Source organism: Pseudomonas sp. JL23 (genome assembly GCF_056933585.1).
Genome location: NZ_CM167795.1, coordinates 4336665 through 4360184 on the forward strand (window position 1 = coordinate 4336665; position 23520 = coordinate 4360184).

The 23520-nt window shown below is 60.4% G+C and carries 21 protein-coding genes; 9 read left to right on the forward strand and 12 right to left on the reverse strand.

All coding sequences use genetic code 11. From position 1 onward, the window contains the following. Positions 1 to 95 precede the first annotated feature (95 nt). From AC1Z24_RS20120 to AC1Z24_RS20140, 5 genes are all read right to left on the reverse strand, one after another. Positions 96 to 965, reverse strand: a complete 870-nt coding sequence (locus AC1Z24_RS20120; RefSeq protein ID WP_483742376.1) for an isocitrate lyase/PEP mutase family protein — start codon at positions 963 to 965, stop codon at positions 96 to 98. 14 nt (positions 966 to 979) lie between these two features. Next, positions 980 to 2374 (reverse strand): MFS transporter, encoded by a 1395-nt coding sequence (locus AC1Z24_RS20125; protein WP_483742377.1) that lies wholly within the window; start codon positions 2372 to 2374, stop codon positions 980 to 982. A gap of 106 nt (positions 2375 to 2480) precedes the next feature. Then, positions 2481 to 3173, reverse strand: a complete 693-nt coding sequence (locus AC1Z24_RS20130; protein ID WP_483742378.1) for a GntR family transcriptional regulator — start codon at positions 3171 to 3173, stop codon at positions 2481 to 2483. A 284-nt stretch (positions 3174 to 3457) separates the two neighbouring features. Next, positions 3458 to 3901 (reverse strand): SDR family NAD(P)-dependent oxidoreductase, encoded by a 444-nt coding sequence (locus AC1Z24_RS20135; protein WP_483742379.1) that lies wholly within the window; start codon positions 3899 to 3901, stop codon positions 3458 to 3460. A gap of 106 nt (positions 3902 to 4007) precedes the next feature. Beyond that, complete coding sequence (locus AC1Z24_RS20140) at positions 4008 to 4640, reverse strand: helix-turn-helix transcriptional regulator (RefSeq protein WP_483742380.1); 633 nt, start codon at positions 4638 to 4640, stop codon at positions 4008 to 4010. A 177-nt stretch (positions 4641 to 4817) separates the two neighbouring features. Between AC1Z24_RS20140 and AC1Z24_RS20145 the strand changes: the two genes are divergently transcribed. Then, positions 4818 to 5195, forward strand: coding sequence for a hypothetical protein (locus AC1Z24_RS20145; protein ID WP_483742381.1), 378 nt, complete (start codon positions 4818 to 4820; stop codon positions 5193 to 5195). 119 nt (positions 5196 to 5314) lie between these two features. After that, positions 5315 to 6061, forward strand: coding sequence for a substrate-binding periplasmic protein (locus AC1Z24_RS20150; RefSeq protein WP_483742382.1), 747 nt, complete (start codon positions 5315 to 5317; stop codon positions 6059 to 6061). 36 nt (positions 6062 to 6097) lie between these two features. Here the strand turns inward: AC1Z24_RS20150 and AC1Z24_RS20155 are convergent, their stop codons facing one another. From AC1Z24_RS20155 to AC1Z24_RS20165, 3 genes are all read right to left on the reverse strand, one after another. Continuing rightward, the gene (locus AC1Z24_RS20155; RefSeq protein WP_483742383.1) at positions 6098 to 10498 is read right to left on the reverse strand and encodes a response regulator; all 4401 of its coding nucleotides are present in this window, start codon (positions 10496 to 10498) and stop codon (positions 6098 to 6100) included. Between the two features lie 52 nt (positions 10499 to 10550). Then, positions 10551 to 11708, reverse strand: a complete 1158-nt coding sequence (locus AC1Z24_RS20160; RefSeq protein ID WP_483742384.1) for an HD domain-containing phosphohydrolase — start codon at positions 11706 to 11708, stop codon at positions 10551 to 10553. Between the two features lie 201 nt (positions 11709 to 11909). Further along, positions 11910 to 13532 carry a methyl-accepting chemotaxis protein gene (locus AC1Z24_RS20165; protein ID WP_483742385.1) on the reverse strand — a complete coding sequence of 541 codons (1623 nt, stop codon included), beginning with the start codon at positions 13530 to 13532 and terminating at the stop codon, positions 11910 to 11912. Positions 13533 to 13724: 192 nt separating this feature from the next. On the opposite strand from AC1Z24_RS20165, the gene AC1Z24_RS20170 reads away from it, so the two are divergent. The 6 genes from AC1Z24_RS20170 to AC1Z24_RS20195 all read left to right on the forward strand — a co-directional run bounded on the left by AC1Z24_RS20170 (position 13725) and on the right by AC1Z24_RS20195 (position 18864). Beyond that, complete coding sequence (locus tag AC1Z24_RS20170; protein WP_483742386.1) at positions 13725 to 14084, forward strand: DUF7079 family protein; 360 nt, start codon at positions 13725 to 13727, stop codon at positions 14082 to 14084. Positions 14085 to 14146: 62 nt separating this feature from the next. After that, complete coding sequence (locus tag AC1Z24_RS20175; protein ID WP_483742387.1) at positions 14147 to 14749, forward strand: TetR/AcrR family transcriptional regulator; 603 nt, start codon at positions 14147 to 14149, stop codon at positions 14747 to 14749. 299 nt (positions 14750 to 15048) lie between these two features. Continuing rightward, positions 15049 to 15819, forward strand: a complete 771-nt coding sequence (locus AC1Z24_RS20180; protein WP_483742388.1) for an alpha/beta fold hydrolase — start codon at positions 15049 to 15051, stop codon at positions 15817 to 15819. A gap of 108 nt (positions 15820 to 15927) precedes the next feature. After that, on the forward strand, positions 15928 to 16611 hold the full coding sequence (locus AC1Z24_RS20185) for a type 1 glutamine amidotransferase domain-containing protein (protein ID WP_483742389.1): 684 nt from the start codon (positions 15928 to 15930) through the stop codon (positions 16609 to 16611). Positions 16612 to 16694: 83 nt separating this feature from the next. After that, positions 16695 to 17435, forward strand: coding sequence for an SDR family oxidoreductase (locus tag AC1Z24_RS20190; protein WP_483742390.1), 741 nt, complete (start codon positions 16695 to 16697; stop codon positions 17433 to 17435). A gap of 151 nt (positions 17436 to 17586) precedes the next feature. Then, on the forward strand, positions 17587 to 18864 hold the full coding sequence (locus AC1Z24_RS20195; RefSeq protein ID WP_483742391.1) for an MFS transporter: 1278 nt from the start codon (positions 17587 to 17589) through the stop codon (positions 18862 to 18864). Between the two features lie 2 nt (positions 18865 to 18866). Here AC1Z24_RS20195 and AC1Z24_RS20200 read toward each other — a convergent pair whose 3' ends face one another. From AC1Z24_RS20200 to AC1Z24_RS20210, 3 genes are all read right to left on the reverse strand, one after another. Then, a complete protein-coding gene (locus AC1Z24_RS20200; protein WP_483742392.1) occupies positions 18867 to 19841 on the reverse strand; it encodes a GlxA family transcriptional regulator in 975 nt (324 codons plus the stop codon). Positions 19842 to 19846: 5 nt separating this feature from the next. Then, positions 19847 to 20389, reverse strand: a complete 543-nt coding sequence (locus tag AC1Z24_RS20205; protein ID WP_483742393.1) for a cysteine hydrolase family protein — start codon at positions 20387 to 20389, stop codon at positions 19847 to 19849. Positions 20390 to 20534: 145 nt separating this feature from the next. Beyond that, positions 20535 to 20990: a LysR substrate-binding domain-containing protein gene (locus tag AC1Z24_RS20210; RefSeq protein WP_483742394.1), complete on the reverse strand. Its 456-nt coding sequence runs from the start codon at positions 20988 to 20990 to the stop codon at positions 20535 to 20537. 140 nt (positions 20991 to 21130) lie between these two features. On the opposite strand from AC1Z24_RS20210, the gene AC1Z24_RS20215 reads away from it, so the two are divergent. Then, a complete protein-coding gene (locus AC1Z24_RS20215; RefSeq protein WP_483742395.1) occupies positions 21131 to 22450 on the forward strand; it encodes an MFS transporter in 1320 nt (439 codons plus the stop codon). A gap of 137 nt (positions 22451 to 22587) precedes the next feature. On the opposite strand, the gene AC1Z24_RS20220 is transcribed toward AC1Z24_RS20215, so the two are convergent. Continuing rightward, positions 22588 to 23502, reverse strand: coding sequence for a helix-turn-helix domain-containing protein (locus AC1Z24_RS20220; protein ID WP_483742396.1), 915 nt, complete (start codon positions 23500 to 23502; stop codon positions 22588 to 22590). Positions 23503 to 23520: the final 18 nt, after the last annotated feature.

The following is a 23520-nucleotide window of genomic DNA, read 5'->3' on the forward strand; positions in this document are numbered from 1 at the left end:
ATTCAACTCAGTAGGACCGGCTTTAGCCGGGAGGGCGCCCTCGCGGCTAAAGCGCTACAAAATCAGTGAATGGCGTTGGATTTGATAAACGTTATTTACTGCGCATGCGTGCGATCAAACTCCCACACCGCCGGGAAGCCCATCAGCTCGCACATTTTCTCGAACGAATACAGCTGTTCCTGACTCTCCAGTGTACCTTTGCGTGCCTTGAGCTGGTCGTAGACCTGATGCAGCGCCTGGGTCACGGCGAGGAATCCCGAGGCCGGGTAGATGGCCAGGGAGAAACCGAGGCGTTGCAGTTCTGCCGGTGACAATTGTGGCGTACGCCCGCCTTCGACCACGTTGATGATCAAGGGCGCGTCGAAGCGCTTGCCGATGGCTTGCAGTTCTTCTTCGGATTCCGGCGATTCAAGGAACAGCACGTCGGCGCCAGCTTCCAGATAAGCGTCGCAGCGGCGCATGGCCTCGTCCAGGCCCAGGGAGGTACGGGCGTCGGTGCGGGCAATGATCAGCATGTCCGGGTCTTGCCGGGCTTGGGCGGCGACGCGGATCTTCTGCACCATGTCCTGCCGGGCAATCACCCGGCGACCAGGGGTGTGGCCACATTTTTTCGGAAACTCCTGATCCTCCAGCTGAATACCCGCCGCCCCTGCCCGCTCATAGCCGCGCACGGTATGGGCCACGTTGAGCAGGCCGCCGTAGCCGGTATCGGCATCGCAGATAATCGGCGTGCGGCTGGCCGCGCAGAACGCCGTGACCCGGTTGAGCATGTCGGTATAGGTGGCCAGGCCCGCATCGGCTTCGCCCAGGTAGGAGGCAACGGTGCCGAAGCCGGTCATGTACAGGCAGTCGAAACCCATGCTGTCGGCCACGCGCACGGAGATCATGTCGAACACACCGGGTGCGACGACCAGTTCGTTGCCCGCCAGTTTTGCTTTGAGTTGCTTTCTCAAGGATGCAGTCATGACAGCTCTCTCACTCAATGATGAAGGTCTTTGCTGGCGCTCAGGTGATGCTCGGCGCGCGGCGACTCGGGGGCCTGCTCGGCGATGTCTTCAAGGGAGCGGCGGTTGGTTTCGATGCCGAAGAAAAACAGCACGGCGGCCATGATCAGCAAGGCGCTGATAATCACCAGCAGCACATTCTCGATATTGCCCAAGGCATACACGGCCACCACTATCTGCGGCGCGGCGATCCCGGCGATACGCCCGGCCGCCCCTGCCACACCACTGCCGCGCATGCGGTTTTCGGTGGCGAACAATTCCGGGATATAGGTGGCGATGCCCAAGGCAACCAGCAGATAAGTCAGGGTGAACAGCACGAAACCCAGGCCTACGGCCATTTCGATGCTGCTGGACTGGCCGTAGAACCAGCCGACCACGGCGGCGGCAATGGAAATCACGATGATGCCGTTCTTGCGCCCGATACGATCAGCCAGCGCGGCGCCGACCAGCGTCCCCGCCGGACCGCCCAGGGACATGAGCGCGGTGTAGCCCAGAGAGGCCTTCAGGTCGATGCCCTGATGCAGCAAAAAAGTCGGCACCCAGACGATAAAGCCGTAGATCACCACGTTGATCGCAACCTGCACACAGATAGCGATCCAGGTCCGCCGCCGCAGCGCAGGGCCGAACAGCTCAAGCATGCGTGTCTGCCTGACCGGCGCGGCATAGGTTTCGGTAATCGGTGGCAAGGCCCGGCCCTGGGCGGTTTCGGCTTCGATCTGCTCGAGGATGGCGTTGGCTTCGCTGAAACGCCCCTTGGATTCCAGCCAGCGCGGCGACTCGGGCATTTTCTTGCGCAGCACCCAGATCACCAGGGCGCCAATGCCGACCAAGGCAAACATGGAGCGCCAGCCCACGGTGGGAATCAGCAGGTAGCCGATGAAGGTCGAGAAAAACAGCCCGGCATTGGTGATGAACGACAAGTACGCCGACCATTTGCCGCGCACGGCCGGCGGGATGAACTCGCCGATGGAGCCATAGCCGACGACGATTTCCGCCCCCAGGCCAAGGCCCATGATGAAGCGGCAGGCGATCAGCCATTCCATGTTCGGCGCGAAGGCGCCGGCCAGGGAGGCCAGGCCGAAAATCGCCAGGTTGAATTGATAGGTGAACTTGCGTCCCTTGGCATCGCCCAGCACGCCTGCGGCGATGGCACCGATCAGCATGCCGATGAAGGTCGACGAGAGGAATGCGGCATTGAGCATCAGCGACGACCAGCCGCTGCGCCCCAACTCGCCGAGCACGCCACCGGCCAGGTACAGATCGAAGGAGTCGAGGAACATCCCGCCACCGATCAACCAGAGGATACGTCGGTGAAATGTCGACGTGGGTAAACGGTCCAGCCTCGCACCTGCATTTACTGTGCTTACCATCGTTGCGTCTCCTGCCGTTTTTATTTTTGTGTCCCCGGTGGGGGCAGCTGCTTACGCGGGCATCAACTTCGGGTACAGCGTTGTCATCGTGGCGATACCACTGCGTTTATTGCTCGGTGTCCTCCTCCAGCAGGCTGTGGTTGAGCCTGGCCATGAGCGAGGTTTGCGCGGCAAGGATATGGCAGCGCATGGCCGCCTCCGCCCACGCAGGATTCCTGGCCCGTACCGCTTGCACGATCTCGATGTGCTGGCGCGCGCTGCGCTCGCGGTCGGCATCGCGGTAGCTGGCGTAGGTCCACTTGATCAGCGGCACTTCCTTCATCGATTGCAGCGACTGCAACAGGCGGCGATTGCCCGCAGCAGCGGTGAGGATTTCGTGAAAGCGCTTGTTGGTCTCGAACCAGGCGTCGGCGGGCTCGGTGTCCTGATCGAGGCTGGCGATCACCCGCGTGCGCTCGGCCAGGGCATCGAGTTCGACCAGTTGTTCGGCCGTGATCAGCGGCACGGCCTGGCCGACCAGGTAAGGCTCAATCAGCAGACGGGCCTCGAAGATCTCCTCGACATCCCGAGCCGACCAGCGCCTGACCCGGGCGCCCCGATTGGGCAGCACCTCCAGCCAGCCCTCGGCTTCCAGACGCCGAATCGCTTCGCGCACAGGCGTGCGGCTGACGCCAAGGTCCTCGGCAATACGGGACTCACGAAGAAAATCACCAGGCGCATATCGCGCGTCGCTGATGGCTTTCTTGATCATTGAATAGGCGTCGTCTGCAGGAACCAGACTGAGGTGAGAAATTGGCATCGTATACAATTATCCGTAATCAGCTAATTATTTTGCTTTATCCGCTGACTAAAACCGTAAGTTGTATGCAATGCTCTGTCAAGGGTCGTATGCGATCCACACACTGCAGAAGCCGGCTTGCTGGCGATAGCGTCAGCTCAGTCACCGTTTTTATTGCGAGCGCTTCGCACTCGATCGCCAGCAAGCCAGCTCCCACGCAAGCTCATTCGAATGCGCAGTCGCAGCCTTTGGCAGCGCGCCCAACTACTTGAATTGAAATGGGCTTTGACAGGGTCTGCCGTAGCTCACCACGGCATGGCCTGATCCTCCCAACGGGTATAACCCGCCGTCCGCGTATCGCCTTCGAGCAATGCAACACGCACGACTTCACGAGCGCCGGCTTCCAGTGATGACGTCCCTTCGAAATTATTCAGGTTGGTGCTGGTGAACTCAGGCGATACCGCATTGACCCGTATGCCCTCGGCTTCCAGTTCAATGGCAAAACCCAGGGTGATGATATTCATCGCCGCCTTGGAGCCCGCATAGCCGGGGCTGAACATCGCCCGGTAGGGGAAGTCCGGACTGGCATTGAGGGTCAGCGAGCCTACCCCGCTGGAGACATTGACGATGCGCGCAGCCGACCCGGCGCGCAGCAACGGCAGCATGGCCTGGGTCACCGCCACCACGGCGAAGACATTGGTCTCCCAGAGCAGGCGCATATTGTCGAGGGAGATGGTGCTGGCCGACATGGTCTTGGTGATGGCTCACCATACCGCCCAGGCACAGGACTCACGATACTCAATAATCCGCAGATCTAGTTTGATAGTCCGGAATCACAAGAAAAGAGAATCGGGATCAGGGTTGTTTCACGTAGCTATAGACCGCCGCCCGGGACACACCCAGATGTTGCGCAATGACTTCCATGGATTTGCGCACCTCAAGGTGCCCGCTGTCTTTCAGTTCGCGCAGCAGCGCACGCCGGTCTTCGGCCTTCAGCGCCCGTGGCGTCGAGGCCTGGCGCGCGGCGAATTCGTCGATGCGCTGGCGGATGATGTCGGCGTTGCTGGTGTCCAGGCTCTCGGTGACGCCCTCTCTGGCGATTGCAGTGAACTGGCCAACGGCGCTTTGCAGGCTCTGGAACAGGCTCAGGTCGAGGTTCATGCACAGTGCCGCCACATAGATCCCCTTGGAATCCTTGATACCGATGGACGTGCTCTTGGCCTGTCGGCCGTCCGGGAAGCGATTGGCGTAGTTGGCGAGCACCTGCGGATATTGCGGATCAGCGATCCGCGCCAGGCCCAACTCAGTGGCCGGATCACCGATCTTGCGGCCCGACAGGTTGTTGTGAATGGCATGAATGGCGTGGGCAGGATCCTGCAGGTCATGCACCACCACCTCGCAAAAAGGCGCAAACGTCTCTCCCAGCCCCTTGGCAATCTGGTCCAACTGTTCGAGAAGGTTGGCGCCTTCGTCTCTCTTTGCGCTCATGGGGGCTGACTCATACGGGGGGTGATGGGCGCCACGATGACAAACTATCCATAAATAATCAAAATGCCCATCTGTGCCGCTGCATGCCAGACGCATCTCTGCGCCCTGCTCCGCTATGCTTCGACGCAGCCATCGCTGGCAATGCCACGACGTCCCTCCCCCAATCCAAGGGCCACCATGAACAAGCAGGCGGCATGCTTTCTCGTTTTTTCTGCGATGTTTTCAGTTCTGTGCGCTCCCGCGCAGGCGGGCACCTGGCAGATCTGCCGCATGGAGCTGCGCATTACCGACGTACTGAAGCAGCCGTCGGCGCAGCTACAGGCTCAGGTCCTGAAGGTAAGCGCCAAGCCTGCTACGGCAGAATGTCCGCAGCAAAACACGCACATCACTTTCGTTCCGGAAACTGCGGACTATCAGACGATGGTGCCACGTCGGCAGTGGCCATCCACAGGGCAGTCGGTGCAGGTTGAGTACCGCTATCTGGACGGCATCTGCAAGGGTGATGGTCATGAGCATCCCTGCCGCATCAAGCATTACTCTTTGGTCGCACGCTAGCGGATAGCCGTGCCAATCTTTGCTTCGACGCAGCACCATGCGTTTGTCAGGGTCTATGCTTACCTGGTTCGTGCTGGCAGCCCATTCTTGAGCGCCAGGCAGTCCAACAGGCAGATCATGTGAAATACTCGATACTCAGTGCTGCGCTGCTCTGCCTGTTGTTCGGCACCGATGCCAGGGCCGAGGAATATCAGGTCGTGACTGAAGAATGGGCGCCGTACAACTATCAGGAAAACAACCAACTCAAAGGCATGACCACCGAGGTCGTCCGGGCCATCATGGCGCTGACCGGAGATGACTTTGAAGTGGTGCTGCTGCCGAGCATGCGCGCCTCCCATATCCTGCAAAACCGGCCCAAGACCATCATGTATTCCATGTTCCGCACGCCCGCGCGAGAAGCGCTGTACAAATGGGTCGGTCCGATCGTCGAAGATGCGATACACCCCTATCAACTGGCCAATGCTGCGCCGCTGAACTCCCGGGAACAACTGCTGAGCGCTGCGCAGATCACCACGCGCCATGCCGGCCTGCTGCCTCAGGTCCTGGAATCCCAGGGCTTCACCAACCTCGATAAAAGTGCCACCGAAAACCTGCAGCTCTACCGCATGCTGCTCGCCGGACGCACCAATATCATCGTCGGCGATACCGACGCCGGAGTGGTCTACTACAGCCGCCAGCTGAACATTGCGCCCGGCACGCTGCGGCAGATTCCCGTCGAGGTCTACCGCTCATCGCTCTATATCGCTTTCAGCCGCGACAGTGACGATAAGGTGGTGGCGGCCTGGACCAACGCCCTGGAGCAACTGCGCCAATCGGGTGAGCTGGCGCGTATTCAGCAGCGGTATCAGAACCCCGCAGAGAAATAAGCCGTTACGGCGACACGTCGTCCCCCGCCAGCCAGCTCAAGACATATCAGCAAGCAGCTCCAGCGCCTGATCGAAATCAAAGGATTCGGCTTGCTGGATGACCTGATGCAACTGCGTGGCAAGCAGAGGATCCGGCGCCAGCCCTTGCAGTTCATGCAGGGCCGTCAGCGCCTGGGCATCACTCTCGCCAAGCAAGTACCGGACGTTGGCCAACCGTGCCTGCCACTCACTGTTTGCCGGTGGTGTGGCGACGGATTGCGTGGGCGATGCCGGTTCGCTCAATACCAGCAAACCGTCCAGCACCGGTATGAGGCAGCGTTGAACTTCGGCCAGTCGCTCAACCAGTACCTGCTGCGCGTCACCCTCAAGACAGGCCTGCTCCAGCTTGCCGGCGGCTTTCGCCACTTCAATGGCACCGACATTACCCGCCGTCCCCCGCAGGGTATGGGCCAGTCTGGCCATGAGCGAAGGATCGCCTTGGTCCCGCGCAGCCAGGAACTCACTGTGAAACGCCAGGTTGCCGGTGCGGAACTTGCGCAGCAGACGCAGGTACAGCTCGGCCTTGCCCATGCAGGTACCCAGGCCTGCATTGAGATCAATGCCGGGCAAGCTGGCAGGCAGGATCGGCGCAGCTACCGTGCCGACCAGGGCTGCCTCGGCGCCAGACACTCCGCGGCCAGGTCGCGGGTGTATCCACTTGGCCAGGGTGGCGAACATGCTCTCGATGTTCAGGGGTTTGGAGATATGGTCGTTCATGCCGCAAGCCAGGGCCCGCTCGCGATCCCCCGCCATCGCGTCGGCAGTCATGGCAATCACCGGCAGATCCGCCCAACGCGGCTGCTCGCGTATCTGGCGGGTCGCGGTATAGCCGTCCATCACCGGCATCTGGCAGTCCATCAGCACACCATCGAAGTCCGCGTCACGCTCCAGCTCATCGAGAGCTTGCGCACCGTGAATGGCCATACGCAGTTCGATGCCGGCGCTCTCCAGTAACTCACAGGCCAGCTCGCGATTCAGCTCGTTGTCTTCCACCAATAACAATCGTGCGCCGCGCAAGCCGGCCACGGCACTGGCGCTGTGGCCGAGTCGCTCGTCCGCGCGGACATCAGCCTGGGGGGCCTTGCCGAGCGCCGTGCCCAGCGCCTCAAGCAAAGTGGATGGCGTCACGGGTTTGGTCAGCACCACCGGCAATTGAATGCCGCTGCGCAAGGCCTCCTCTCGCGCTTCCTCGCGCCCGAAAGCGGTGACCATGATCACCGACGGCGTTTGCGCCAGTCTGGCGGCCTGCATCTGCCGTACCGTTTCCACGCCATCCATGCCCGGCATGCGCCAATCCATCAGCACCAGATCATAGGGCAGCACCTTGACTTCGGCTTCCTTGAGCATGGCCAATGCAACCCGGCCGCTGTGCGCGACATCCACCTCCACGCCAAAACTGCGCGCCATGCTGGACAGAATCTCCCGTGCGCTGGCGTTGTCATCGACCACCAGGACACGGCGGCCCAGCAATTCATCGGCAGTAACCATGCGCCGCAATTGGCCGTCCTGCTGCACGCCCAGACTCACCTCGAAATGGAAGGTGGAACCTTGCCCCGGCTTGCTCTCCACCCAGATGCGGCCGCCCATGAGCTCCACCAGATGCCGCGAAATGGCCAGCCCCAGCCCAGTGCCGCCGTATTTGCGCGTGGTTGAGCTGTCGGCCTGGCTGAAGGGTTGAAACAGCAGCGCACATTGCTCGGTGCTCATGCCGATCCCGGTGTCACGTACCCAGAAGTGCAACTGCGCCTGTTCTCCCACTGCGCCCTGCTGCTCGATGCCGAGCACGATTTCGCCCTCTTCGGTGAACTTCGTCGCGTTGTTGCCCAGGTTGATCAGGACCTGACCGAGGCGCAGCGGATCGCCAATCAGGGCGGTCGGCAGTTGCGCATCGGTGCTGAACAACAACTCAAGACCTTTATCCTCGGCCTTCAGGCCAATCATGCTGGCAAAGCCGTCGAGTAAGTTTTCGAGGTGGAAGGGAATATGCTCCAGGTGCATCTTGCCGGCCTCGATCCGGGAGAAATCGAGGATATCGTTGATGATCACCAACAGATATTCCGCCGAACGATGCACCTTCTCGATGTAATTGCGCTGGCGATGGTTGAGCTCCGTTCTCAAGGCCAGGTAACTCATGCCGATGATGGCATTCATCGGCGTGCGGATTTCGTGGCTCATGGTGGCCAGGAAGTTGCTCTTGGCCTGGGTCGCTTGCTCGGCGACTTCGCGTGCACGCTGCACTTCGGCCTCGGCGATCTTGCGGTCAGTAATGTCAAAGTACCAATTGGCCCCCAGGCCCCGCTCGCCGGGCGTCATCGTGACGGACGAAACCAGTACGTCGAAGCGTGTCCCTGCGGCGCGCTGCAGGGTCGTCTCGAAGTTCAGCACGACACCTTGAGCTGCGGCAGCGAGAAAGCGCTGGCGCGCCTGTGGATCGACCCAGAACTGCTCAGGATTCGTCCCCTCCAGCTCGGCCAGGCGGGTCTCGAACAGGCTCTCGAACTGCGGATTACAGTAGGTCGGACGACCATCGGCATCTCGGATCACCATGGCTACCGGGCTGCTGTCGAGCACCGCGCGCAACTGGGCCTCGCTGGTCTGGACGGCCGCCTGCAACTGACGGCGTTCACTTACATCGCGCACCGACGCACAGACGCACACACCCCCGCCTTCCAGACTCGGCAAATGCGACAGGCTGATCTCTGCCGAGAAAAGACTGCCGTCCTTGCGCACGCCTTGCAGGTCGTCCAGCTTGGCCCCCATCTGACGAGTACCGCCGTGAGCCACGAAACCCTTGCGCAGCACCACGTGCCCCCCACGACTGGGCACCGGCACCAGACAATCGATGCTCTGGCCAATCAGCTCGCCGGCGCTGTAACCGAACAGTTGATCCAGTTGCCGGTTGGTACGCAGGATTTGCCCGTCTGCATCCACCACCAGCATGCCGTCGGGCGCCGCTTCGATAATCCCGCGGTACCAGGCCTCGGTTGCGCGCAGTGCCGACTGCTGGGTTTCCAGTGCCAGTGCCTGCGCTTCCAGTTGCAGTGCCTGTTCCGCCATTTCGTTGGCCTGACGGCGGGTTTCGGCCAAGAGGGTCTTGACCGCCTGATTGCGCTCCAGAATCGCCATGGCAGTTGCCAGGCGTGGCGTGGCCTCTTGCAACAGCAGCATTTCACGCTCGCCCAGCGGCTCCAGCCCGGCCAACTCGAGAACTCCCAGCAGCCGCTCGCCACGCATGACGGGTTGCAGCAGCAGACACTTGGCAGCCATCTCGCCAAGCGATGAATGCAAGCGCCAGTAAGGCTCCGGCAACGCCTGGAACTGACGCGGCTGGCGATCCACCGCGCACTGACCCAGCAGACCATCGCCGAACACTACCTGCGCCTCGGGCCGCCGCCCGGAATCGGTGGCGTAACAGCCCATCAGCAGCAGCTTGCCGGACTCCTCCTGTGCGCTGTACAGCACACCCTGGCAGATGCCCTGCAGGCTCGCCATGCAGTGCAGGAATACGTGTGCCAGCTCGACCGGTGATTCCGCCTGCTGCAGATCGACCTGTAATTGCGCGGTATGCGCCTGGATCCAGCGTTGCCGCTCAAGCTGTTGGGATTCGGTCTGCAGTTTGGCAATGGCCCGCGCCAGATCACCCGTCTCATTGTTCAGCTCGGTATGGGGAATGGGCTGATCGAGCTGCCCTGCGGCCAGTTGGTCGACGGCAACCCGCACCCGATTGAGCGGATTGCGGATCGACTGGCTGACCAGCCAGGACAGCAGCAACGCCAGTGACAAGCCGCCGAACAACAGCACGTAGGTCAGCATCGTGCTGCGTTCGGCAAACTCGGCAATATCCTTGGCCGTGTCGCGAATCGAGGCTTCCTTGATTTGGGCGATCGCTTGCAAAAGAGTGTCGGCCTGCCGGGCAAGCAGCTGGAACTCATTGCTATTGAGCACCAGCAGTGCCCGATTCTGCTGGCCTTGATCAATCAATTGAAAGGCCTGGTCGCTATAACGCTGCAACTGCTGCAGTAGCAGGTCGAACTCTGCGAAGCGAGCCAGATTCTCCGGGCGCTTGACCGTGACTTTGGCGTGGGCAAGGGCCTGTTGCAGACGCTCCTGGATATCGCGTAGCTGTTGCAGGGATTCGACGCGAATCTGCGCGCTGTCGGTGCCCACTGCACGTTGCAGCGCTTGCATCATATAAGGCAACTGTACGCGCGCTTCATGCAGGTGCCCCAGGCCAACCAGCTCCTGGAGATACAGGTTTTGCATGTCATGCTTGAGCGATTGCTGAGTGCGCAGGCTTTGCACGCCGAGCACCAGGACCAACAACAGCAGCGCTGCGAAACCCAGGATGAGTTTGTGCAGCAGCGCAAGGCGCTCAAGCAGTGTGCGCAATCCGGTCATTCCCTATCCTCGCGAACCAGATAAAAAACCTGACAAAGGTACAACGCAGGGTTCATGGGGTCTGGCCACTACGCTCCAGGGCAGCCTTTTTCTCGGCCATGTCCTGATCGGTATCAGCGAAACGCGCGGCAATGCCCTGGAACTGCTCGACACAGGCCACGAAGGCATCGCAGACATCCGGATCGAAATGCGTGCCTCGTCCCTCGCGGATAATCTCCACAGCCTGCTCGTGCGGCATCCCCGATTTATAAACCCGGCGACTGATCAGCGCGTCATAGACATCAGCGACCGCCATCAGCCGGGCACTGATAGGGATGGCGTCACCGGCCAGTCCCTGGGGATAGCCACTGCCGTCCCACTTTTCCTGATGGCTGTAGGCGATCTCCTTGGCCAGGCTGAGAAAGTCGGCACGGATGCCCAACTGATCTTCGGCGTGCTGGATGGCATCACGCCCCAGCGTGGTATGAGTCTTCATGATCTCGAACTCTTCCTCGGTGAAGCGTCCCGGCTTGAGGAGGATGTGATCGGGAATGCCGATCTTGCCGATGTCGTGCAGGGGGGCCGACTTGAACAGCAGCAGGATTGTCTCGGTCGTGAGGAAGTCACGGAAACGCGGATGATCGCGCAAGTGTTCCGCCAGGACCTTGACGTAATGCTGGGTCCGGCGGATGTGGTTGCTGGTTTCGTTATCACGAGTCTCGGCCAGTGACGCCATGGCCTGAATGGCCACATCCTGAATCGCGATGACTTCGCGGGTCCTGCGCTCCACCTCTTTTTCCAGATAATCGTTGTGATCGCGCAGGAAATCCTTCGCCGCCTTGAGCTTGAGCTGAGTATCCACCCGCGCCAGGACCAGCGCCGGCCTGACAGGTTTGGTGATGTAGTCGACCGCGCCCAGTTCCAGGCCATGAATTTCGTCTTCAGTGCCGACCATGGCAGTCAGGAAAATGATGGGGATCTCACGGGTACGCGGTTCGCGCTTGAGCTGCTGCGCCACTTCATGGCCGGACAACCCCGGCATCATTACGTCAAGCAGGATGAGGTCCGGCAGGCTGTCACCCTGGAGCACACGCAAGGCCTTTTCACCGCTGTTGGCCACCTTGACCCGATAGCGGTCCTTGAGCAGATCGGTCATCAACAGCAAATTATCAGGCGTGTCATCCACCACCAGCAAAGTGGGCGGGCTGTAACGACTGTGTTCGGCGTTCATGGCGGCGGACTCCTTTGCCAGACATTGACTTCCTGACGCAACGCTCCTGCCGCCGCCTCAGCGCAAGTGAGCTTAGCTGCAGTTTTTCAAGGTTGCTGGCCGTTATCGAGTCACCCAACCAATGCCCGGATCGAGACCGGGTAAAACCAAAGCAAGGCATACCGGCTGCCCTGTGCAAGCGACTGCCGGTAGGGGCCCCAATCAAATCTGGAAGTGCTTGACCAGGGTATTCAGTTCATACGCCAAGCTGGCAAGGGATTGCGAGGCTATCGTGGTCTGGCTGGAGCCTTCCGAGGATTGCACCGACAATTGCTGGATGTTCAGCAGGTTCTGATCGACCGCCCGCGCGACATGGGCCTGTTCGTCGGCTGACGAGGTAATCACCATATTGCGGTCGTTGATTTCGTCGTTGGCCGCGACAATGTCCGCCAATGCCTGTTGCGCCAGTTCAGCCAGTTCCAGGGTCTGCTGGGTCATATTGCTGCTGGTCAGCATAGTGCTGACCGCATTAGTCGTACCGGCCTGAATACTGCCGATCATCTGTTCGATTTCCTGGGTCGACTGGGCGGTGCGATGGGCCAGGGCACGGACTTCGTCGGCAACCACGGCAAAGCCCCTGCCCGCCTCACCTGCCCGGGCCGCTTCGATAGCGGCGTTCAACGCCAGCAGGTTGGTCTGTTCGGCAATCGCGCGGATAACGTCGAGTACCTTGCCAATGCTCTTGGCTTGATCGGCCAGGCTGCTGACCTGGCCGGAGCTGACTTCAACCCCACGGGTCAGCGAGTGAATGGAGTTCAGCGCCTCGACCATGCGCTGCTGACCTTTCACCGCGATATTGCGCGACTCCTGGGAAAGCTCGGAGGTGGACGCAGCATTTCTTGCCACTTCTTCAATAGCCGTGGTCATTTCGGTGACGGCCGTGGCCGCCTGCTCGATCTCGCCATGTTGCTGTTGCAGACCACGGCTACCCTCGGCGGTCACCGCGTTGAGCTCTTCCGCCGCAGCGGCCAGTTGATTGGAGGACCCGGTGATTTTCTGCAAGGTCTGCACGAGGTTGTTGCGCATGATCTCCTGCGCCTTGAGCAAGCGCGTGGCTTCGTCGTTGCCCGTCGGGTTGATCGGTTGGGTCAAATCGCCCTTGGCAATGGTTTCGGCCACCTGCACCGCTTCGATGATCGGGCCGGTGATGCTGCGGGTCAGTAGCCAGGCAACCAGAATGGTGCCGGCACCCACCAACAGGATAACAATGACGATGCCGCTCACTGCATGCTCATAGGCATCCACCGAGTGCTGACCGGCCTGCTCCGCGCCCTTGTTGGCCAGATCAATCAGTTGATCGAAGTTCTTGGTCATCTGCTCATAGGTTTCGCGAATGCTGTTGAGAAATGCCCGCGCGCCATCTTTATCGCCGGACCGCGACAGCTTGAGCATATTGGTGTGGTTATTGGCGTAGGCATCGAGGCTCTGGTTGAACACAGCAAGACGATTTTTTTCCTCGCTCGTGTTCAACAACGCAGCGTATTGGCTCAGTTGCTCCTTGACGCTCTTCAGGCGCCCTGCTGACTTATCCTCGTACGTCTGCATTTCAGCGTCGGTGCCCGACAGGATGTGCGCCATTTCTCCCAGGCGAAAACGATCCAGGGAAGCATTGGCCAAGGCAAGGATCCTGACACGCTGCATCCAGTTGTTCTGGATGTCGGAGGCCTGGAATTGCACCTCATGGATCTGCTTCAACGCAAACAGACCGAGAAGCACACTGAGCAAGGCTATCGCGGCGAAACCGATAAATGCTCTGGCAGCGATTCTTATATTTCTCAAACCCATGGTTTTTTCGCTCGCGCTGGAAAGACAGTTGGCAATATCTGGTCAGGCTATCGGACTTCTCGCCCAGCGGACACATCCCGACACTACTCTCTACATTCGACAGAAAACCTAATATCTTTAGCCGTTTCAAGGGGGCGTATAGAAGCTGGCTCCCAGGATCCGACAATTGCCTGAGTATCCAGGGGGTGTGACATGCAAGCTGTCGACGCTAACCGTCTGAAGATCTGGCAGGCACTTTCAGAGTTTTTCCTCGATACCGAGATCGATGACGCCACCTTTGACTATGTCGCGAGGGCAGTCCTGGAAACCGGCTATTCGCCTTTCGAAGTACAGAGCATCCTGTGGCGCGAAGTATTTCCGGTATTGGAAGCCAACCTCAGGTCGGTGGTCGGCGAATGGGCGGGATGGACGGACGACTGGCTGCTCGAGCATCTCAAGGTGCGTGAAATGGCAGCAGCCAGGCCCGGCACTAACGACATTGCCAGGGAAATCAGCCGCTGCTGGGGCCGCGTGGCCCTGCGACTGCCGCCGCCCATGCCCGAGAATCAATGATGTCGACGGCGCCCGTAAAAACAGCTAGTAGACCGATCAACTAGTAAGATATTATGCCCTGCATGAACAGTCCAAAGAAACGAGAAACCTCCGACGTCCGCCAAGGCATCCTCGATGTCGGCCAACGCATCATGGCCGCCAAGGGATACTCCGCTGTGGGCCTCAATGAGATCCTGGCCGAAGCGGGCGTCCCCAAGGGGTCGTTCTATCATTACTTCGGCTCCAAGGATGCGTTTGGCGAAGCGATCCTGGAAAGCTATTTCCACGACTACCTGAGCGACCTCGACCAGACCCTCAGCCAGCCGGGCCTCGACATGGGGCAGCGCTTGCTCAACTACTGGCGCATCTGGCAGGACACCCAATCCTTTCTCGATTGCCAAGGCAAATGCCTGGCTGTGAAACTGGGTGTGGAAGTGGCCGACCTCTCGGAAGCCATGCGCGCCGTGCTCAAGCGCGGCACCTCGGGCATCACCTCGCGCCTGGCGCGTGCCATCGAGACAGGTGCTGGCGAAGGGTCGTTGAAGATCAACGGCGACCCCGATGCCATTGCCCAGAGCCTTTATCAGTTGTGGGTTGGCGCCAGTGTCATGGTGAAGATCTCACGCAGCACCGAGCCATTTGCCACGGCCATGGCTACGACCCGGCAGATCCTCCGTATCCCCTGAACAAACAGCCCCCCCTTGTGGGACCGGCTTTAGCCGGGAAGGCTTTAGTACTGCCGATGCATCTTTATCGTCTGCACCTGAGTCTTCCCGGCTAAAGCCGGTCCCACGGACGTTATGCCCCGCCATATATAGATGCCTGGCCACGCTCTGGCACCGCACTCCTGACTTCTGATCCAGCCTCTTTATTTACCGCCAATTGACGATCGCAAAAAAAAATAAAAAAACACTATACGACTGGTCTAATTGCAATTACAGTAGCCACACATTCACTCAACAACCCCAAGCGAAGGAACACCGTGATGAAAGCCCGAACCAAACTCGCCGCACTCGTAACCTCATTAGCGCTGTTGGGCCACGCCGGTCTGTCCGCTGCCCAGGAACAAAGCGCCAAGGCTCCCGCCAAGACCGTCGTGCTGGTTCACGGTGCTTTCGCCGACGGTTCCTCCTGGAACAAGGTGATCCCGATTCTGGAAAAGGCCGGCCTGAAAGTCGTCGCCGTACAGAACCCGCTGGACTCCCTGGCCGGCGATGTCGCCTACACCAACCGCGCTATCGCCAATGCCGAAGGGCCGGTGGTGCTGGTGGGTCACTCCTGGGGCGGCGCGGTGATTACTGATGCAGGCGTGAACGACAAGGTTCACTCGCTGGTTTACGTAGCGGCCTATGCGCCGGACAACGGCCAGTCTGTACTGGATACCGCCAAGGACTATCCGCCGACGCCGGGCCGGGTCTCGTTCGTCAAGGATGCAGACGGCTACGTCAAAGTCAGCGATGAAGGCGTCTTCAAATACTTCGCCCAGGACCTGCCAAGGCCTGAACAGGAGCTGGTCGCCGCCACCCAGGGCGCCCTGAACAGTCGTGCACTGAGCCAGCCGGTCACCCACGCTGCATGGCACAACGTCCCTTCATATGTGGTGGTGGCGCGCAACGACGCAATCATTTCGCCACAACAGCAACTGGACCAGGCCAAGCGCATGCATGCGGTTTCGGTTGAAGTCCCGTCGAGCCACGTCGCCATGCTGTCTTACCCGCAAGTCGTCGCGGACCTGATCATCAAGGCTGCGCACTAATCTAAAAAGTGATCTAAAATTTGCTCGCCAACTAGACGACCAGTCTAATTATATCCAAGGGTTCTAAACGAACCCGCCATACATCCCACTGAAACAAGGAATCGCAAAATGAAAGTACTTATGGTCCTGACCTCCCACGACACCCTCGGTAACACTGGCCGCAAAACCGGCTTCTGGCTCGAAGAGCTGGCGGCGCCCTACTACGCCTTTCTCGATGCCAAGGCCGAAATCGTCCTGGCCTCGCCAAAAGGCGGCCAACCGCCTCTGGACCCGAAAAGCAACGAGCCGTCGTTCCAGACCGACCTGACCCGTCGCTTCGAGACCGACCCCAAGGCCACCGCTCAACTGGCCGCCACCGTGCGCCTGGACAGCGTTTCCCCCGCCGACTTCGACGCGGTGTTCTACCCAGGCGGCCACGGCCCGCTGTGGGACCTGGCCGAAGACAAGAACTCTATCCAGTTGATCGAAGGTTTTCTTGCCGCCGGCAAGCCTGCCGCCCTGGTCTGCCATGCACCTGGCGTACTTCGTCATGTGAAAAAGCCTGATGGCACACCACTGGTGCAAGGCAAGAAAGTCGCCGGTTTCACCAACACCGAAGAAGAAGCCGTAGGCCTGACCAACGTCGTGCCCTTCCTGGTTGAGGACATGCTCAAAGCCAATGGCGGCCTGTACTCCAAGGGCGAAGACTGGGGCTCCTACGTCGTCACCGATGGCCTGCTGATCACCGGCCAGAACCCGGCTTCGTCCAGCGAAGCGGCGAAAGTCCTGATCGCCAGCCTGAACAACGCTTGAGTGAGGGTCCGGCGGGAGAGGCTTTCTCCCCCGCCGGTTCAGCTCGGCGAACCCCATCGAAAATTACGCAAAAAGGTAGTGTCATGAGCAAAGGTATTGCAGGAAAGGTTGTGCTGATCACCGGCGGTAGCACTGGCATTGGTGCTGAAGTCGCCCGCTTGCTGGCCAGTCGAGGCGCCAAAGTCGCAGTAGCGGCGCGTCGCAAAGACAAACTTGACGAGGTCGTCGCCGAAATCACCGCTCAAGGCGGTGCGGCAAAGGGCTACGCCCTGGATGTCACCAACAAGCATCAGGTGCAAGAAGTGGTTGCCGCCGTGGTGGCTGACTTCGGCAAGCTCGATGTATTGATCAACAACGCCGGTCTGATGCCGATCCGGCCGATGTCGGAGGTCAACACCGACGAGTGGGACGCCATGATCGACGTCAACCTCAAGGGCACGCTCTATGGCATTGCAGCGGCGCTGCCACGCTTCATCGCCCAGGAAAGCGGCCACATCATCAACCTGAGTTCGGTAGCCGGGATCAAAGTCTTTGCACCGGGCGGAACGGTTTATTCAGGGACCAAATTCGCCGTCAGCGCCATTTCCGAAGGCTTGCGCCAGGAAGTCGGTGACAAGATCCGCGTGACCTCCATCGAGCCCGGCGCGGTGGACAGCGACCTCAAGCACAGCACCTCCGGCACCGCCAAAGACAACGTACTGGACTTCTACAAACAGGCCATCCCTGCCGCCTCCGTTGCCCGGGCAATCGCCTTCGCCATCGAACAGCCTGATGACGTGGATATCAACGAAATCGTTATTCGGCCGACGCGGCAAGAGTTCTAAGACCGCTACGGCATGTGAGAGCCGGCTCGCTGGCGATCGAGTGCGAGGCGCTCGCAATGACCTCGGTGACTGATACGCCGCCATCGCCAGCAAGCCGGCTCCCACAAAGGCAACACCGAACCCTCTGTTTTTCCCACTGGAGCATCAAGACATGCAAAGCATTTGCACCGCCCTGCCTGCCGAGCCGCACCGTGCTCCGGGCCTGGAAATCACCCAGCGTATCCACTTTCCAACGCCGAGCAATCAGGCCGATTTCGTCGAGAAGCCCCAGGCCCTGTCGATCGTCCTGGCCATCCTGTGCATCGTACTGGTGGCCCTGACCCTGCGTCCGGCCATCGTATCGATCGGCCCATTGTTGCCCGGCATGCAACAGGCGTTCGCCCTGTCCCATACCCAGGCTTCGCTGCTGACTGCCATTCCGACCCTGCTCATGGGGTTGCTCGCCCTGCCAACGCCATGGCTGGCCCGCCGCTTTGGCCGTGATCGCGTCATTCTGGTCGCCCTGGCCGTGCTCTGCGTCGCAACCGCCCTGCGTGCTTTCGCGGGCTCCATCGGCCTGTTGTTTCTCAGCACTGCCGGGGTCGGCGCCGGTATCGCCGTGGCCGGTGCGCTGATCGCCGGGTTTGTCAAAGCCAGCTACCCCAGGCAGGCCGCGCTATTGATGGGCGTATACGCCACGGCCCTGGCACTGGGCAGCACCGTCGCGGCTGCGCTCACCGGACCACTGACTCTGGAGACTGCCAGCTGGCGCATCAGTGCCGGCTTCTGGGCACTGCCGGTGGTGATTGCGTTCATTGCCTGGCTGTATATCGAACGCCAGGGCCGCAGCGCTGAACAGAGCAATACCTCCGGCGCGGCCCATCCCATGCCCCTGCGCAATCCTACGGCATGGTTGATCGCACTGTTCTTCGCCTGCAACAACGTGATTTTCTACGCCTACATTTCCTGGATTGCACCGATGTACGTGGACTTCGGCCGCACGCCCACCTCGGCCGGGCTGATCCTGGCGAGCTTTACCCTGGCCTTCATGCTCGCCAACCCAGTATTCGGTCTGCTTAGCCGCAATGAAGATCGCCGCATAGCGTTGGCAGTGAGTTCGGCGATCGCCTTTGTCGGCATCCTGGCCACGGCCATCGCGCCCCAGGCCATGCCTTTCGTGATGGTCCCGGTGATTGCTTTCGGCACCGGCGGCGCCTTTACCCTGGGCATGACCCTGCCGCTGGACAACACCCGCTCATCCGCCGAGGCCAATGCCTGGAACGCCATGGTCTTGCTGTTCGCTTATGTGATTGCCGCAGCGGGACCACTGCTGATGGGGTATCTGCGCGACGCTACCGGAAGCTTCCAGCCATCGCTGTGGCTGATGGCCGGAGTAAGCCTGACCATGGTCGCGCTGACCCCGTTTCTGAAGCCTTACCTGCACAAATAAGGCTACAACTGGCGACTCTCAGAGGGCGGCGCGGCTTCGTACTTACCCCAGATACGCCGCAGATGCCGCGCCGAACCGAAACCTGAGCGCTCGGCAATGGCTTCCATATCCAGGCTCGACTGCACCAGTAACTCACGGGCAACCGTGACCCGCAGCCGGTGCAGGTAATCCAGCGGGCTGATACCGGCATGCTCATGAAACAACCGCGCCAGATGCCGACTGCTGGTGCAGGCCAGGCTGGCCATACGCGTAACGCTCCAGTCATCACAAGGCGCAGCAGCAACGGCGTCCTGCACCCGATGCAGCGCCGGATGCAGGTGATTGCGCCCGGAAACCCAGGGCGACAATTGCGGATCCGCGCCACCGCGACGCATGTACACCACCATTTCCCGCGCCACGGCGCAGGCCAGTCGCGGCCCGGCCAGTTCGGCGACCAGGTGCAGCGTCAGGTCGATACCCGCAGTGACACCGGCGCTGCAACTGATCCGATCGTCGGTGACATACAGACGGTTCTCCAGCACCCGGGCCTTGGGAGCAATGGCCTGCAACGCCGCGCAAAGGGAATGGTGGGTGGTGCACTGGCGATCATCCAGCAGCCCTGCCCTGGCGGCACTCAAGGCCCCGGCACAGATGCACAGCAGCCGTTCCCCTGACGGCGCAAAGACCCGCTGCAACCATTGGGTCAAGGTGGCGCTGGCCGTCTCGAATTCCCGCTGGCGGGCCGCCGTCACTTTAGATGTAGAACCGACCAATACCACCAAAGTGCCGGGCAGCAGGGCCTCCGGCAGCGGCGCCAGCCCTGTCAGCGGCAGACTGATGGAAGTCTGCAAGGCGGCCACCGGGCTGACGTACTGCAAGTCGAATTGCACGGCGCCTTCGTCCTCGATCTGGGAAGCCAGGCGCAGCACTTCCGCCGGCCCGGCAAGGTCGAGCATCAGCGCATTCGGCAGCAGCACGAACAGCACGGGAATCGCCATCGCTATCAGCCCTCCAGCGCCTGGGCGCCCGTGACGATGCGGGCAAAGCGGCCTTCCAGCACCAACTCGGTACGCTCACGAATTTCCGCCGGGCTATAGGTGCGGCCGCTGCGGGCGTGGGTCATGGGGAAGGTCAAGGTCGCTTCGCTGACGTAGTCGACATTGAACCCACTGTCAGAGGCATGCCGCGTGGTGGTCTCGCAGCACTGCTCGGTGCGGATGCCGCTGATGATCAGGGTATCGATATGTTTCTCCGTCAGCCAGGCGGCCAGCCGTGTGCCTGCCAAGGCGCTGTGGTAATGCTTGTGAATGACAAAGTCAGGGGTGATCGACAACTCGTCCAGGGCGCGGATATTGCCCGACGCCAGGGAGAAATGACCCTGATCTTCGACGTGAAAAACTTGTACCACCGGGATGCCTTGCTGAACACAACCATCAATCAGCGCCTGTTGCTTTTCCAGATACGCTGGCAGGTCATTTTCGGACCAGTAGGTAGAGTGACGGAACGAATGCTGAACATCAATGACGATCAGGGCTTTGCGGCTCATGGTATGTCCTTTATGGCGGTTCTGCAGTGGGTGATGGCTGCCATGTTAAGGATGAGCCGCAGATACCAATAGACCCGGGCAGGACCGTCTCAGGACGGTTTCGGACATTAACATTTGGGGTTGATGGTTGTCTGTGGGACTGGCTTTAGCCGGGAAGGCCTGAGCATGACCTCTGCATTTGTATCGCCTCTGCCACAGCCTTCCCGGCTAAAGCCGGTCCCACAAGACGTACCGCCAGGCTGGCGGGGTAAGCGGGGCCGTCGAAGTCGTCGAAAAGCACGACCAACTCGCCGCGCTGCACGTAGGGTTGCAGCACATCTTCGGCGCAAAGCGTGATGCCAAAGCCGGTCAGTGCTGCATTGAGTTTGCCCAGGGTGTTATTAACCTTCAAATGACTGGTAAGAGGAACGTTGAAGGTTTCGTCCTCCTTACTGAAGGAGCAAATCTTGTTGGTCATCCGATCCGAAAACAGATAGCCGAGACAGTCATGTTCGACCAGGGCTTGAGGATGAACGGGCGTTCCCCGGCGGGCGAGATAGGCAGGCGCTGGCATTGGTCTGGCATGATGACGTATGGCGCCAGCTGTGATATCGCCTGCCATCGCCACTGACGATGGCAGGCTCGCCAATGCCTGATATACATCTCGCGCACTCGACTCCTACTATCGGCAAAGACTGATCATCCGTGCGCCCGTCGTACGGATCGCCAAAAATAATAAATCGAGTCCCGCGAGGTTCCGCCATGAAAACCCTGACTTCCGGGCAAGCGCCTGGCATCACGTCCCTCGACGCCAGCGCGCAATTGAGCGTCGGCCAACGCTATGTCACTTTGGGCGGCTCCTGGGCCGCGTGGTTGTTCGATGCACTGGATGCCACGGTGTTTGGCTTCGTTCTGCTGGCCATTGCCAAGACCTTCTCCGTCGGGCTGGGCGATGTGGTCTCCACGGTGGCCTGGTTCCTCCTGGCGACCGGCATCGGCGGCTTCTTCCTCGGCAATCTCTCCGACAAGATCGGCCGCAAGAGAACCATGATGTTGTCAGTGTTCGTCTACGGCACCGGCACCTTGCTGTGTGGCTTTGCCGACAGCCTGTGGCAACTCAACCTGTTTCGGTTCTGCGTCGGCATCGCGGTAGGCGGGCTGTGGTCTGCCGCGGCGGCACTGGTCTCGGAAATCTGGCCCGCCGAGGGTCGCGCCAAGGCCTTCGCGGTGATGCAGACCGGCTGGTCGGGCGGTGGTTTGCTGGCGGCGATTTTCGCCTGGAGTTTTCTCGACAGCAGCAATCCGGAATCCTGGCGCACGCTGTTTATCTATGCCTCGATCCCGGCCTATTTCACCCTGGTGTTCATCTGGCTATTCGTCAAGGAATCGCCGGTGTGGCTGGCCAACCGCGAGTTCATGCGCAACAACACCGACAAAGGCCGCCTGCTGGAAATCTTCAGCCCGCAGTACCTGAAAGTGACCCTGCTGGGCCTGAGCATTTCCGTGCTGGGCATGTACGGCTACTGGATCATCACCACCTTCATGCCGGCCTATCTGCAGAACATTCTCAATGTGCGCATCGATCAGGCACCAGTGTTCGTCATCTGGATCGGCATTGGCGCCACCATCGGTTACCTGGCCTACGGCTATCTGGCGGAAATCGTCGGTCGGCGCCTGTCGTTCGCGATTTTCTTTGGCGGCATGGCGATCATGGTGCCGGTGTTCGCCTACTCCGCGACCCTGATGCCCCTGACTGACGGCAAGCTGCTGTTCACCACGCAAAACGTCATTACCCTGGGCTCGCTGGCCGCACTGATGGGCTTCTTCACCGGATATTTCAGCGGCTTCGGTGCCTGGTATTCGGAGCTGTTCCCCACCAGCATCCGCTCCACGGCGTCGGGTTTCTGCTTCAACTTCGGCCGCGTGGGCGCAATCGCCGGTATCAAGTTGGTGCCGGTCCTGATCCCCTTGGTCGGTTTCACTGCGACCATTTCCCTGGCTTCGGTTTCCTATGCCATTGCCGCCGTCATGGTCTTCACCTTGCAGGAGACCAAAGGCGTCCAGCTCACCAGTGGGAACTGATTGGCAACTGCCGGCGGCGAGCAGCCTGTAGCACTGAAATGAACGCCCGGCAGGTGAGAACTTGCTCCTAAGGCGTTCACACACCGGGTAAAGCGCGCAGGCCAAGAGCCTGGTTTTTACCCTACCCGCGAATACAGCTACCTACGCCGGTACTCCCCCGGCGTGACACCCGAATGACGCTTGAACAAGTGGGCGAAGTGGCTCGGGCTGCTGTAACCCACCTCAAGGGCGATCTCGATAACACTCATATCCGAGTTCAGCAGCAGCCGACGCGCCATGTCCATGCGTAGCTGAATGAAATACTGCGACGGCGCCTGACCGGTCGCCTTGCGAAACATACGGCTGAAATAAAATTCGCTCATATCGGCTTCCCCGGCCAGTGCGGCGAGGCTGAAGTCAGTGGCAATGCCCGCCTGCATCCGCTCGATCACCCGCTGCAACTTGTAGGCAGGTAGTGCATTGGCCGGACGTAAGTCGGCCTGTTGGTTTCGATAAGTGCGCACCAGATGCACCGCCAAAGCCTGGGCGATACCGTGGATATACAGCGGGCTCGCCTGTCCCGGCCCCGTCATTTCGTCATACAGAAACCTGATGAGGCGCGAAACCTGGATGTCCCTTGCTCCGGAAACATCACGAAGGTGCAAGGTGTCTGCCTGTCCCGTCAGCATCTCCCTCGCCGCCAGGTCCAACAGACGCTGGCTCAGATAGATATGCGCCACCTGAAAACCTTCATCGCTGTGAGCGTGCCAGCGCATCTCATAAGGTTCCGGGGACATGGTCAGAAAGAAATCATCGGCACTGACCGCGCTTTCCAGCCACTCCCCGCCCATCTCGCGCTCCTGCACCTTGGCGCTGCCAGCCAGCACCAGTACCAGCAGCGGCTCGGCAACGGCAGGAACCAGTAAGGGGCGGTGGGTGCTGTGGTGGGTGTACAGCTGAAGTTGCACGTCGGCATCACGGAACAGGCCGCCGGCCTGATGATCCCCGGCAGGCAGATAGTCGGGCATCTGCTGCGCCGGAATTCGCGATTTCAAGGGTTTACCAATAGCCATGATGGTGCAGCTGCCAGG

Excerpts from the sequence above, each read along its gene's own strand:
- AC1Z24_RS20120 (WP_483742376.1), bottom strand. The coding sequence starts at position 965 with ATGACTGCATCCTTGAGAAAGCAACTCAAAGCAAAACTGGCGGGCAAC.
- AC1Z24_RS20125 (WP_483742377.1), bottom strand. The coding sequence starts at position 2,374 with ATGGTAAGCACAGTAAATGCAGGTGCGAGGCTGGACCGTTTACCCACG.
- AC1Z24_RS20130 (WP_483742378.1), bottom strand. The coding sequence starts at position 3,173 with ATGCCAATTTCTCACCTCAGTCTGGTTCCTGCAGACGACGCCTATTCA.
- AC1Z24_RS20135 (WP_483742379.1), bottom strand. The coding sequence starts at position 3,901 with ATGTCGGCCAGCACCATCTCCCTCGACAATATGCGCCTGCTCTGGGAG.
- AC1Z24_RS20140 (WP_483742380.1), bottom strand. The coding sequence starts at position 4,640 with ATGAGCGCAAAGAGAGACGAAGGCGCCAACCTTCTCGAACAGTTGGAC.
- AC1Z24_RS20145 (WP_483742381.1), top strand. The coding sequence starts at position 4,818 with ATGAACAAGCAGGCGGCATGCTTTCTCGTTTTTTCTGCGATGTTTTCA.
- AC1Z24_RS20155 (WP_483742383.1), bottom strand. The coding sequence starts at position 10,498 with ATGACCGGATTGCGCACACTGCTTGAGCGCCTTGCGCTGCTGCACAAA.
- AC1Z24_RS20160 (WP_483742384.1), bottom strand. The coding sequence starts at position 11,708 with ATGAACGCCGAACACAGTCGTTACAGCCCGCCCACTTTGCTGGTGGTG.
- AC1Z24_RS20165 (WP_483742385.1), bottom strand. The coding sequence starts at position 13,532 with ATGGGTTTGAGAAATATAAGAATCGCTGCCAGAGCATTTATCGGTTTC.
- AC1Z24_RS20170 (WP_483742386.1), top strand. The coding sequence starts at position 13,725 with ATGCAAGCTGTCGACGCTAACCGTCTGAAGATCTGGCAGGCACTTTCA.
- AC1Z24_RS20175 (WP_483742387.1), top strand. The coding sequence starts at position 14,147 with ATGAACAGTCCAAAGAAACGAGAAACCTCCGACGTCCGCCAAGGCATC.
- AC1Z24_RS20180 (WP_483742388.1), top strand. The coding sequence starts at position 15,049 with ATGAAAGCCCGAACCAAACTCGCCGCACTCGTAACCTCATTAGCGCTG.
- AC1Z24_RS20185 (WP_483742389.1), top strand. The coding sequence starts at position 15,928 with ATGAAAGTACTTATGGTCCTGACCTCCCACGACACCCTCGGTAACACT.
- AC1Z24_RS20190 (WP_483742390.1), top strand. The coding sequence starts at position 16,695 with ATGAGCAAAGGTATTGCAGGAAAGGTTGTGCTGATCACCGGCGGTAGC.
- AC1Z24_RS20195 (WP_483742391.1), top strand. The coding sequence starts at position 17,587 with ATGCAAAGCATTTGCACCGCCCTGCCTGCCGAGCCGCACCGTGCTCCG.
- AC1Z24_RS20200 (WP_483742392.1), bottom strand. The coding sequence starts at position 19,841 with ATGGCGATTCCCGTGCTGTTCGTGCTGCTGCCGAATGCGCTGATGCTC.
- AC1Z24_RS20205 (WP_483742393.1), bottom strand. The coding sequence starts at position 20,389 with ATGAGCCGCAAAGCCCTGATCGTCATTGATGTTCAGCATTCGTTCCGT.
- AC1Z24_RS20210 (WP_483742394.1), bottom strand. The coding sequence starts at position 20,990 with ATGGCAGGCGATATCACAGCTGGCGCCATACGTCATCATGCCAGACCA.
- AC1Z24_RS20215 (WP_483742395.1), top strand. The coding sequence starts at position 21,131 with ATGAAAACCCTGACTTCCGGGCAAGCGCCTGGCATCACGTCCCTCGAC.
- AC1Z24_RS20220 (WP_483742396.1), bottom strand. The coding sequence starts at position 23,502 with ATGGCTATTGGTAAACCCTTGAAATCGCGAATTCCGGCGCAGCAGATG.